8 protein-coding genes are annotated in these 11959 nt (G+C 51.8%); 3 read left to right on the forward strand and 5 right to left on the reverse strand.

Features of this window, described 5'->3' with window-relative positions; translation table 11 throughout:
* Positions 1-7 precede the first annotated feature (7 nt).
* The 3 genes from LKE13_RS00825 (at position 8) to pgi (ending at position 6488) form a co-directional block, all read left to right on the forward strand.
* Positions 8-3631 (forward strand): efflux RND transporter permease subunit, encoded by a 3624-nt coding sequence (locus tag LKE13_RS00825; RefSeq protein ID WP_227947788.1) that lies wholly within the window; start codon positions 8-10, stop codon positions 3629-3631.
* Between the two features lie 112 nt (positions 3632-3743).
* Entirely contained in the window at positions 3744-4733 is a 990-nt protein-coding gene (dctP, locus tag LKE13_RS00830; protein ID WP_227947789.1) for a TRAP transporter substrate-binding protein DctP, read from the forward strand.
* Positions 4734-4862: 129 nt separating this feature from the next.
* Positions 4863-6488, forward strand: coding sequence for a glucose-6-phosphate isomerase (gene pgi, locus LKE13_RS00835; RefSeq protein WP_227947790.1), 1626 nt, complete (start codon positions 4863-4865; stop codon positions 6486-6488).
* Positions 6489-6491: 3 nt separating this feature from the next.
* Here the strand turns inward: pgi and LKE13_RS00840 are convergent, their stop codons facing one another.
* From LKE13_RS00840 to LKE13_RS00860, 5 genes are read right to left on the reverse strand one after another with little or no spacing between them, the layout of a single operon-like run.
* Entirely contained in the window at positions 6492-7460 is a 969-nt protein-coding gene (locus LKE13_RS00840; RefSeq protein WP_227947791.1) for an ABC transporter ATP-binding protein, read from the reverse strand.
* On the reverse strand, positions 7457-8449 hold the full coding sequence (locus tag LKE13_RS00845; protein WP_227947792.1) for an ABC transporter ATP-binding protein: 993 nt from the start codon (positions 8447-8449) through the stop codon (positions 7457-7459). The genes LKE13_RS00840 and LKE13_RS00845 overlap by 4 nt, the downstream gene beginning before the upstream one ends.
* Positions 8449-9330 carry an ABC transporter permease gene (locus tag LKE13_RS00850; RefSeq protein WP_227947793.1) on the reverse strand — a complete coding sequence of 294 codons (882 nt, stop codon included), beginning with the start codon at positions 9328-9330 and terminating at the stop codon, positions 8449-8451. The genes LKE13_RS00845 and LKE13_RS00850 overlap by 1 nt, the downstream gene beginning before the upstream one ends.
* 1 nt (position 9331) lies before the next feature.
* Complete coding sequence (locus LKE13_RS00855) at positions 9332-10309, reverse strand: ABC transporter permease (RefSeq protein WP_227947794.1); 978 nt, start codon at positions 10307-10309, stop codon at positions 9332-9334.
* 45 nt (positions 10310-10354) lie between these two features.
* A complete protein-coding gene (locus tag LKE13_RS00860; protein WP_227947795.1) occupies positions 10355-11935 on the reverse strand; it encodes an ABC transporter substrate-binding protein in 1581 nt (526 codons plus the stop codon).
* Between the last annotated feature and the right edge of the window lie 24 nt (positions 11936-11959).

The following is an 11959-nucleotide window of genomic DNA, read 5'->3' on the forward strand; positions in this document are numbered from 1 at the left end:
GTCGCCGGTGAAAGATATTACGGAAACCCATAACACCGCACGTTATTTCACCGAGAACCGGCATATCTCCTGGGTCCTGCTCCTTGCTGTGTTCATGTGGGGAATATATGGCTATCTCTCCATGCCAAAAGCGAAGGATCCTGCCATTCAGGTGCGCGTTGCCTCTGTTATTACGAGTTGGCCTGGCGCGGATGCAACAAAGATTGAACAGCTCGTCACCCGACCAATTGAACAACAGATCGCCCTCAGTTCAACGCTACATCCGGTCGGCCCGACGAAATTTGCCGTTAAATCTCTAACTTTACCAAATCTATCCATCGTTCAGATCCAGCTGGAGGAGACGCTGGACGATACAAAATCTGCTTTCAATGAAATTGATCTCAACCTGAAGGCCCTTGGTTTGCCGGACGGGGCTGGCCCCATACAGTTTAACGACGGGTTTGGGGACACGGCGGCGATCCTGATGACGATTGCCAGCCCGACTGAAAATCCGGTGGAAATCTCTCTCCGCGCAAGGGACATTGAGGCCGCGATCAAAACAGCCCGATCGAACGCTGCGGGTGATGGATCAAAGCGCCGATCCTTGATTGTCGTAATGCCACGGGATATTGCCCTGACGACACCCGGCAGAAATATGGATCTGTTCAAGGACTATCTTGTTAAGGACGGCGTCGCCTCGGCCATCATTTCCATGGAAGGTGCTGGGTTTATCGGCCTTGATCTTTCAACAAGCCTTTCAGATGCTGACCTGAAAAAAGAACTCAGAGATTTCCTTCACACCAAACTCGCGCAGGTTAGTTTTCATGAGGACGCCTGGCCAGCCATTGTTATCGATGATCCGGCAAAAACAAACGACATCTTACAGGCTTCTCCCGGCGGAAAATACAGCTATCGGGAACTCGATGATTTTTCCAACCTGATCATTCGCAATCTGCAGACCATCCCGCTCGTGACCGTCGTCAATACGTCCGGAGTCGTGGATGAGAGGATATTTCTTGAGTATTCGCAAGATCTTCTCGCGTCCTACGGGCTGACGCCGGGAGATGTGTCGGGGGCGATCAGCGCGCGCAACAGCGATATTTCCGGCGGGGAGTTTTACGCCAGCGGCTCCAGCGTACTTGTAGAACCGGTTGGAAAATATACCAGCCCGGATCAAATCGGCGGCACCGCGTTCACGACCTCCCCATCGGGGGCGCCCGTATATCTTCGGGATATAGGAGACGTCGTGCCCGGATATCAATCCCCCCCAGAATTCCTCAATTACTACAACTGGCGAGATGAGAACGGCAGATGGAAACGCGGCAAGGCCATCTCCCTTGCCATTCAGATGCGTGATGGCGGCCAGATCGGCAAGTTTGGTGAGGCCGTGGACACCATCCTGAAAGAAGTACGGCCGCATCTTCCAGACGATCTGGTGGTTGAACGTATTTCGAACCAGCCGTCCCAAGTCGCGGAAAATATAGATTTGTTCATGACTGCCTTGATAGAGGCGATTGTCCTTGTCGTGGTCATATCCTTAGTTGGTTTTTGGGAATGGCGGTCGGCCCTTTTGATGATGATATCAATCCCGATCACGCTGGCCATGACATTCGGGATTATCGATACGCTGGGTATCCAGCTCCAACAAGTCTCAATCGCGACTTTGATTATTGCTCTTGGCCTTCTGGTAGATGACCCGGTAGTTGCTGGCGATGCAATAAAACGCGGACTTGCTGCGGGGCAACCCAGAACCCTCGCCGCCTGGCTTGGACCAACAAAGCTGGCTCATGCGATTATGTTCGCCACCATCACCAATGTGGTCGCCTATCTTCCTTTTTTGCTGCTCTCTGGGAATACCGGCGAATTTCTGTACAGCTTACCGATTGTGATGACGACCGCGCTTGTATGCTCCCGGTTGGTTTCGATGAGTTTTCTTCCCTTCCTAGGATACTATCTTCTCAGGGCCCAAAACAAACCCGAATTAACAATAGAGGAGCGGCGGGAGCGTGGGTTCAGCGGGCTTTATTTCCGTGTAGGCAGCTTCCTGATCAATCACCGTAAAAAAGCCCTTCTCGTTTCCTTTGCCTTTATTGCCCTGATCATCCCTTTGAGCAAAACACTGAAAACATCCTTCTTTCCGGATGATGTCCAATATCTATTCTATGCCGATGTCACCCTTCGCAATAATGCGAATATCCACGAAACACAAAAGGTTGTTGAAAACGCCGTGCAGATCATCAAGGGCGTTGCAACTCAGTTCGGCGCGAGCCTCGGACCGGAGGGTGGCGGCGACCCTCTGGAATCCATCGCAAGCTTTATCGGTGGCGGTGCGCCACGTTTCTGGTTTTCCGTCACACCTCAACTGCATCAACGCAATTACGCCCAACTTGTCATGAGGGTGAACAACAAGGACCTGACAGCAGAACTTATTCCGTATTTGCAGCATGCCTTAAGCGCAAAAATACCAGAAGCCATCATTGACGTACGACAGTTACAGACGAACCCTGTTCCTTATCCGATAGAAATCCGGTTGGCCGCTAAATCCGCGGTCCAATCGGATGGCCCTGAGTCAGAAGCTGAGATTGCCACCCTACGAGAGCTTGCAGGCGGTGTTCTCGAGATTCTCGCGAAGGCACCAAACGCGGCACGGCCCCGTGAAGACTGGGGCGGGGAGTCCTTAAGGCTTCGCATCGAAATAGATCCCGATCGCGCCTTTCTTGCTGGCGTCACAAACCAGAATATTGCGGCATCCTCTTCCGCCGGTCTAAACGGCAATCAAGTAACTACGCTGCAACAGGGAGACAAGAATATTCCCGTTGTCTCAATACTAAAACCGTCTGAGCGGGCACAGCTTTCAGACCTTGAAAACCTTTATGTATTTGCCACCACGAGTAACAATAAAATCCCACTTGGCCAGATCGCGTCAGTTGAGTATCAGCTTCATACTGAGCGCATCCGCCGCGAAGAGCATTTCCGTACGGTAAACGTTCGCACTTTCCCATTGGCCGGCGTGCTACCCTCCGAAGTGATGACGGTAATCAAGGATGATCTTGCCGCGTTCAAAGAAAAACTTCCGCCCGGATTCACTATGGAGATTACGGGAGAGCAGGCAAATGCACAGCACGGCTTCCAGCAACTCGCCAAAGTCATGGCAATATCCATCGGCCTCATTTTTGTGGCTCTTGTCTTCCAGTTTAAAAATGCCGTCAAGCCGCTGGTGGTTTTGGCGGCTGTGCCTTATGGCATCATTGGCGCGCTCATCGCTCTCGCTGTAACCAACAGTCCATTCGGATTCATGGCCTTTCTTGGTATCGTCGCCCTTATCGGCGTGATCGTCAGCCATATCATCGTGCTATTCGATTTTATCGAAGAAATGCACGAGAAGGATGAGCCTTTGCGATTAGCTTTGCTCGATGCGGGGATAGTCCGTCTCCGCCCTGTTCTTATTACCGTCGGCGCCACCGTCTTCGGACTTGGTCCTCTCGCGCTCCATGGCGGGCCCCTCTGGCAGCCGCTTTGCTACGCACAGATCGGCGGACTAACCATTGCAACCTTCACAACACTGCTGCTGGTGCCTGTGATTTATTCCATTTTTGTCCTCGATCTGAAGGCCATCAAATGGGAAGAACGCGCCGAGCCTGCGATCGCCTAAAGCAAAAGCATGACAAATCAGGTCTTCTCAGATTATAGTCTGCGACAAAAAGAGCGGAGAGCATTTTCCCGCCCCCCAAAAAAGATGCTCATAGTTTAAGGAACGAGTTAAGTTGAATAGTTTTTTTGGCGCCATTGTCAGCCTGGTTTTGATGATATCCTTCACCAGCACCCTGCAGGCGGCAGAGATCATGCGCTGCAGTCATCCGCTTCCGCCGAATAACCATATTGCCAAAGTCATCGACCAATGGGCAGCGGAAATTGAAACCTTGTCAGAAAATGACATCGATGTGCAGATCAATGGCGCGAACAGTCTTGTAAAGGCGACACGAAATGCTGCTGCTGTCCGTGCCGGAGAGTTGGAATGCGCCTTTTCTGGCAATAGCCAATGGAGAGAGAGCCTTCCGTTGATGGATATAACGCTTGAGCCTTTTGCCCTGCGTAATATGGATATTCTGAAAAAATGGAGAGGCTCTCCCGCTGCTAATTTGCTGGAACAGAATATAGCAGACACAGGCTTGACCAACGTAACCTGGCTTTTCACAACATGGCGTACCGCAATCACTTCTAAGGGACGGCATATCATCACGCCATCGGACTTTAAAGACCTCAGAATTCAGGGTTTGGGCCCGATCTCAAACGCGGCGTTCGAGGCATTGGGCGCGCGCCCTGTCGACATGTCTGACAAACAGACGTATGACGCCCTAAAAAGCAGCAATCTGGATGCCGGACTAACAAACGTATCATCGGCTCTGTCTTCACGCTATTACGAGGTTCAAGATCACGTAACCATCCTGCCGCTATTCACCCTTTTCTATAACGGTTATGTTAACACCACATGGTACAACGCCTTGCCGGAGAAGAATAAACAAGCAATAAAGGACGCCAGCGCGAAAGCGGCGATCTGGGCAATCGAGGCGAGCGAAATTTCAGCAGCCGCAGCACCAAAGCTGCTGGAAGATGAGGACATGCAAGTTTATATTGCAACTGAGCCAGAAATCGAGACGTTGAAAAACATCATGCGCCCCGCGTTTAACAAGAAATACCGGGATGTAACGGGTAAGTCAGGTTCTGAACTGATAACTTTCGTCAATGAGATGTAAATACTACCAGTAAATGATCCAGTTTATATAAAATTTACCGTATTTTGAGAAATCCTTAACGAACCACCGAGTAATTTATCGTTAGATTACAAATCGACATCATAGAGTAAGCGGATCGGGAGAGACAGGATGAGCGAAGATATTTGGTCGCGCCTGACTGAATATTATGAGAGGGTGAAGAAAACCTCCCTCGTCGAGCGCTTCGACCAGGAGCCCGCGCGCTTTCAAAATTTCTCAATTTCCCTCGACGATATGCTGCTCGATTACTCGAAGACGAGCCTCGATGAGACCGCCCGGGAATTGGTGCTGGAACTGGCCCGAATACAAGGCTTGGAAAACAAGCGCGACGCCATGTTCAAGGGAGAGTGCGTCAACCTTACGGAAAACCGTGCGGCTCTCCATACGGCCCTTCGAAACCGAAGCGATGAGTCGATCTTCGTTGAAAATGTGGATGTAATGCCGGGCGTCAATGCAACGCTGAAAAAGATGGCGGAATTCGCGGATGGTATCCGCACTGGAGCTATCTCGGCGCATGACGGCGCAGCTTTTACGGATGTTGTCAACATTGGCATTGGCGGATCAGACCTTGGCCCAACGATGGCGACCCGTGCACTTTCTCCCTACCACGACGGCCCCAGGATGCATTTCATATCAAACGTCGATGGTGCCGAGATCTCGGATTTACTCGCTCTCCTTGATCCAAAACGCACGTTATTCATCATTGCGTCGAAAACCTTCACCACAATAGAGACAATGACGAATGCGGCGACTGCCAAAAAATGGCTGTCGGATGCAATAGGTGAAAACACAGCAGAGCATTTCGCGGCGGTTTCAACTGCACTCAAAAAGACTACCGACTTTTGTGTTCCTACCGATCGAGTCTTTGGTTTTGAAGATTGGGTAGGCGGACGCTACTCGGTTTGGGGCCCTATCGGGCTCCCCCTGATGATTGCAATCGGCCCAGAGAAGTTCGTCGAATTTCTGGAAGGTGGGCATGAGATGGACCTGCATTTTCGGACCGTACCACTGGATAAAAATATGCCCGTCATGCTGGGCCTTATTGGTATCTGGCACAATAACGTCTGCGGTTATGAAAGCCGTGCGGTCCTTCCCTATGATCAGCGGCTCGAACGCCTGCCTGCTTATTTGCAACAGCTGGATATGGAGAGCAATGGCAAAGCTATAGCGCTTGATGGAGAGGTTGTCGACGGACATACCGGACCTATCGTTTGGGGTGAGCCCGGAACGAACGGACAGCATGCCTTTTATCAACTCCTTCATCAGGGAAGCCGGGTAATTCCATGCGAATTTCTGGTGGCGGCGCAATCTCACGAAGAAAATTTACAACAGCATCACCAGCTTTTGCTCGCCAGTTGCCTTGCGCAGTCGGAAGCTCTCATGCGCGGGCGCACCGTTAACGAAGTCACAGAAAAACTCATCGTTAGGGGACCATCCGGGGAAGAGCTGGATTTAACCGCGCATAAGGCCTTCCCAGGAAACCGGCCGTCCACTACCCTGATCTACCGGAAGCTGACACCCCGCACTTTGGGCAAAATAATTGCTCTATATGAGCATCGCGTTTTTGTGGAAGGGGTCGTCTGGGGTATCAACAGCTTCGATCAATGGGGTGTTGAACTCGGCAAGGAACTAGCAGCCTGCCTTCTTCCGCATATTGGCTCGGACGTCGAATGCGGGGAGAAAGACGGCTCCACAATAGGTCTTCTTAAAACCATTGCGCGGCTACGCCAAGAATAGCTCCTAATCCAAAAGATGGCATGACGCCATATGACCATCGCCCTGGTCTTTCAATTCCGGCGCAACGCTATGGCATTTCTCGATCGCAACCGGGCAACGCCCTGCAAAACGACACCCGGTCGGTAAATTAATCGGGCTCGGCGGGTCACCCGTCAAGGGCACCCGTTTTTCACTGCCGTCGCGCGGGCGCGCTTTTGGCACGGCGGCGAGGAGCGACTTGGTATAAGGATGCTGCGGATTGGAGAAGAGCGAGATACGATCCGCTTGCTCAACGATCTGACCGAGATACATCACCGCGACATGATCACATAGATGCTGAACCACGCCGAGATCATGGCTGATAAACAGATAAGTCAGGCCCAGATCTTCCTGCAACTTCCGCATCAAGTTCAGGATCTGCGCTTGCACCGCCACATCGAGGGCAGACACTGGTTCATCGCAGACAATCAGCTCCGGCTTTGTGGCAAGTGCCCGGGCAAGGCCAACTCGCTGCCGCTGTCCACCTGAAAACTGATGAGGGAAAAGCCGCACCAGTTCTGGGCGCAGCCCAACCTGAACAAAGAGATCATGAACCATCTGATCCCGATCCTCTTCCGCGCCAATATCCATAAGATCGAGCGGTTCACGGACAATGTCTCCAACCCGTCGGCGCGGATCGAGCGACGAATATGGGTCTTGAAACACCATTTGCACCTTCCGCCGTGCCTCGCGAAGGCCCTCTTTTTCAAGCGAGCTAATCTCGACATCGCCAATTCTGACCGTGCCAGCAGTGATTGGAACGAGCCGCAACACGGCGAGCGCCGTTGTGGTTTTCCCTGATCCACTTTCCCCTACGATACCGAGAGTTTGCCCCTTCGGAACGGAAAAACTAACGCCATCAACAGCATGGACGATCTGCGCCTTGCGAAATAGCTTCTTGCCGCCGAAATGAACTTTCAGGTCCTGTACTTCCAGGAGAGGGCTATCACTCATACTGCCACCACATATTTCACATTATAGCAGGCAACAGAATGTGTCTTATCGACGGCTTCAATGTGCGGGCGCTCCTCCTCACAGATTGGTGTTTTATATGGACAGCGCGGCGCAAAGGCACATCCCTTGCCCAACTCGGTGAGAGAAGGAACAACGCCCTTAATCTCACTCAAGTATGGCCGGTCCTTAGTCGGATTCTCCTCCAGATGAGGGACGCAGGCAATCAGGCCGCGGGTATAGGGGTGCTGCGGATTTGCGAGAATATCCTCTGTCTTGCCGGTCTCGATTATATGCCCGGCATACATGACCGCAACGCGATCGGCTAGTTCGGCAATTGCACCCATATCATGGGTAATCATGATAATAGCAGTACCTGTTTCACGCTGCAGATCTTTCAAGAGATCAAATATCTGCGCCTGCACTGTCACATCCAGCGCCGTCGTCGGCTCATCCGCGATTAGAATGCGGGGCCGGCAGGAAAGCGCCATGGCAATCATCACCCGTTGCCGCATGCCGCCCGAGAGCTCATGCGGATAGGACTTCGCCCTGATTTCCGGCTCCGGAATGCCGACCTTTGTCAGCATCTCAACAGCACGCGCCCATGCATCAGCCTTCGAAATATCCTCATGCAAGAGAACGCATTCCGCAATCTGGTCACCGACACGGAATACCGGGTTGAGGGAGGTCATCGGTTCCTGGAAAATCATTGAGATGATACCACCGCGCACCTGCCGCATCCGCGCGGTTGATGCCTGCACCAAATCTTCCCCGTCCAGCGATATAGAGCCGTTTGTAATCTTCCCGGGCGGACTCGGGACAAGCCCCATGATGGAAAGCGCCGTCATGCTTTTCCCGCAACCAGATTCACCGACGATGCCGAGGATTTCCCCGCTTTCCAGCTCTAGGGATATTTCGTTGAGGACCCGCGCATTGCCAGCGCGGGTTTTAAAGTCAACGACCAGATCTTTAATCGAGAGAATAGCAGACATCAACGCTCCCTCAACTTTGGATTAAAGGCATCATTGAGACCATCGCCAACAAGGCTAAACCCAAGCACCGTCAAAAAAATCATAAAACCTGGGAAAGTCACAACCCACCACCCGTCGAGTATATATTCGCGGCCAGACCCGATCATCAGACCCCAACTGAAGACATTCGGATCACCAAGCCCTAGAAAGCTAAGTCCCGCCTCAAACAGAATTGCAATACCTACTGTCAAGGTTGCCGCCACGATCAGCGGTGCCAATGCGTTAGGCAGAATAACACGCCAGATTATCCGTCTGTTCCGCGCGCCGATGGATCGGGCCGCATTGACATATTCCAGGTTGCGAATGCGTAAAAACTCCGCACGTGTCAGGCGAGCTGTCGTTGGCCAACTGACTATACCGATCGCGAGAGAGACAACATAGATTGTCGGCGTGAAGAGAGTGACCAGCACCATCGCAAAAAGCAAGGCCGGCAATACCTGAAAAAATTCTGTGACCCGCATCAGAAATTCATCCACGATACCCCGGTAAAATCCGGCAAAGGCGCCAACAAGAATGCCAATCGTGATCGTGATAATACCGGCGACTAGCCCAACGAATAACGTTGCTGGGCCCCCATTGATCAACCCGGCCAGAATATCCCGACCCAAATAGTCGGTTCCCAAGGGTGCCCGCTCGGACTCGCCCGGCGGCGTAAGCGGTGCCCATACAATCTCGAACGGATCAACCGGGTAGAATAAGGGTCCGGCAAATGTGAATAGAATCACGGCAATCAGAATAATAATCCCGAGCATACCTGCCCAGCTTTGGCGAAAAGCGCGAATTGCTTCCCGCCAAGGGCTTTGGCTTTGAATGATATCCTGACTGTTTTCAACTGTTGTCATATTACCCACCCGTCCTAATGCGGGGATCGACAAGCCGATAGACAAAATCTGTTATCAGATTTGCAACGATCACCAAAAGGGAAGAGAAAAACAATATGCCGAGAATGGTCGGGTAGTCACGGGCAAGAATTGAATCGAATGCGAGCGTGCCCAGCCCTGGCCAACTGAAAACTGTCTCCACCAGAACCGCGCCGGAAATAATGCTGCCAAACTGGAGCCCTGCGATCGTGACCACCGGCAACACTGCATTGCGAAGGGCGTGATGGCCATAGACCTTGACTTCCGCAACCCCCTTGGCCCGTGCTGTGCGGATATAGTCCGACCCTAAAATCTCCAGCATACTAGCCCGGGTCAGGCGCGCATATTGTGCGAGGTATACGATCCCAAGCGCAAGCGATGGCAAGACGAGGTGATAGAGAATATCGACGACCCGCCCGAAAAAACCGCCACTCTTGGTGATGTCATACATATTGGCGATAGGAAATATCGGATAAATCCAGGCGAACAGAATGACCAACATCATACCGGTCCAGAAAATCGGCGCAGAATAGCCGATCACGGAGACAAGCGTGACCAGACCACTCACAATTCCCTTGGGTTTATGGGAAGCGAGCACGCCAAGGAAAGTTCCTACGAATATTGCAAATAACAAAGCAGTCGCCACGAGAAGAATGGTCGGTCCTGCACGACTTACAACGAGATCAAGCACCGGGGCATTGTAAAAAAAGGACTGCCCTAAATCGCCCTGCAACGCCCGGGACAAATAAACGCCGAGCTGAACATAGACCGGTTTATCAAGGCCATATGTCTTTCGGATGTCGGCCAACATTTCTTCAGTGGCACCGCCCATCTCCCCGGCGATAACATCCGCAGGGTCCCCCGGCGCCATATGGATCAGGAGGAAATTCAGAACCAGCACCGCCAGAATGAGCAAAAAGGCATGCAACAAGCGGCGGGCGACCAAAAGCGTCATAGTCATGACCGGTAGGTCTCCCGCCGTATATCGATAATCTGACGCAGCATATTACTTGATGTAAACCTCATCGAGTGGTGACATTGCGCCCCAAATCGTTATCGGCGGATTGCCGATTTCTTTGCTATAGGCTGTATGATACGGCAGTACATTTATGAAAGCGAGAGGTGCATCGTCTACAATAATTTCCTGCGCCTTCTTATAAAGTGCAATACGCTTCGCCTGATCAAGCTCCGACCCTGCTTCATTCAGGAGCTTGTCGACTTCCTCGTTACAATAGCTCTGTGTATTGGACCAGATCACGCCCTTCTTGATGTTATCGCAAAGGTAAGTACGGTGAACCCCGATGACCGGATCAGCCCAGTTGAAGACGATATCCATGCTCATATCAAAATCGTGGCCGCCGACACGCTTCGCCCATGTCGGAAAATCAGGTGACGCCCGAAGTTCCACGTCGATACCGACTTTCTTAAGCTGAGACTTCAAATATTCCGCCACATTTTTCTGCAACTCAGCCGAGCCGGGAATGTAGTCAATCGTCAGCTTGAAACGCATATCGCCGTCGCCACGCGAGAAGCCTGCCTCATCAAGCATGGCGTTAGCCTTATCAAGGTCAAGGTCATACTTATTCACGCCAGCCGCATAGAATGGACTACCTGGCACGACCGGTCCAGTTGCCGCCTTGGATTGCCCACCGAGCAGCGCATTGATGATAAAATCACGATCCATCGCGTAGGCAATTGCCTGACGGACCCGCTTATCTTTTAAATACTGATTGTTGAAATTGAAAGCGAGCCAGTTCATTGGGCCAACAGCCTCATATCCCTTGTCGGTGACAACCAGACCATCATTCTTTTTCAACCGCGCGATATCTTTGGTTGGCGCAAGGAAAGGGTACATATTGATTTCACCCTTATCAATGGCCAGCGCAAGACTGGTTAAGTCTTTATAATTCTTAATAATAATCTTATCGAGATATGGCCGCCCCTCGATAAAATAATCGGGATTCTTTTCAAGAATGATATATTCGCCGGGCTTAAATTCGACGAATTTAAACGGACCCGATCCGACAGGCGCATTGTTCGCCGGATGGCTCTTGGCATCTTGCCCGTCACCGTAAATATGTTTTGGAATGATCGGCAGCAGCGCGCTCGACATCGCGAGAAGTGCAGCCGGATGCGGTTTTTCGAAGTTGATCACCGCGGTTAAAGGATCTGGCGTATCCACACCCGTCACCGGGGCAAACATTGATTTAAAGGGATGATTGTCCTTAACCGTCTGCAGCGAGAAGGCCACATCCTCAGAAGTGATTGGTTTACCGTCATGGAATTTTGCATTCGCGCGGAGCTTCAAAGTAATGCTCTTTCCATCATCGGAAATGCTCCAGCTTTCAGCCAGATAGGGTTGCGGCTCCCAATTTTCATCGAAACGCAGCGGTGTTGCAAAAATCTGCGTGCCTGGGACCGCCGTCGCGATACCCGATTGGACCGCAGGATTGAGATGGCGCGCCTTCTGCGTTGTTCCCAGAACCAACGTTCCGCCACTTTTAGGCTCATCCGCTTGGGTAAATGATGCGGCGCCGACGGTCATAAGCATCGCCGTTGCAGCCGCAATAATTCCTGTTTTCCTCATCCTGCCTCCTGTGATTTATGAGAT

Source organism: Sneathiella sp. HT1-7 (genome assembly GCF_020731145.1).
In the GTDB taxonomy this organism is placed as follows: Bacteria; Pseudomonadota; Alphaproteobacteria; order Sneathiellales; family Sneathiellaceae; genus Sneathiella.

Excerpts from the sequence above, each read along its gene's own strand:
- LKE13_RS00850 (WP_227947793.1), bottom strand. The coding sequence starts at position 9,330 with ATGACAACAGTTGAAAACAGTCAGGATATCATTCAAAGCCAAAGCCCT.
- LKE13_RS00855 (WP_227947794.1), bottom strand. The coding sequence starts at position 10,309 with ATGACTATGACGCTTTTGGTCGCCCGCCGCTTGTTGCATGCCTTTTTG.
- LKE13_RS00860 (WP_227947795.1), bottom strand. The coding sequence starts at position 11,935 with ATGAGGAAAACAGGAATTATTGCGGCTGCAACGGCGATGCTTATGACC.
- LKE13_RS00840 (WP_227947791.1), bottom strand. The coding sequence starts at position 7,460 with ATGAGTGATAGCCCTCTCCTGGAAGTACAGGACCTGAAAGTTCATTTC.
- pgi (WP_227947790.1), top strand. The coding sequence starts at position 4,863 with ATGAGCGAAGATATTTGGTCGCGCCTGACTGAATATTATGAGAGGGTG.
- LKE13_RS00845 (WP_227947792.1), bottom strand. The coding sequence starts at position 8,449 with ATGTCTGCTATTCTCTCGATTAAAGATCTGGTCGTTGACTTTAAAACC.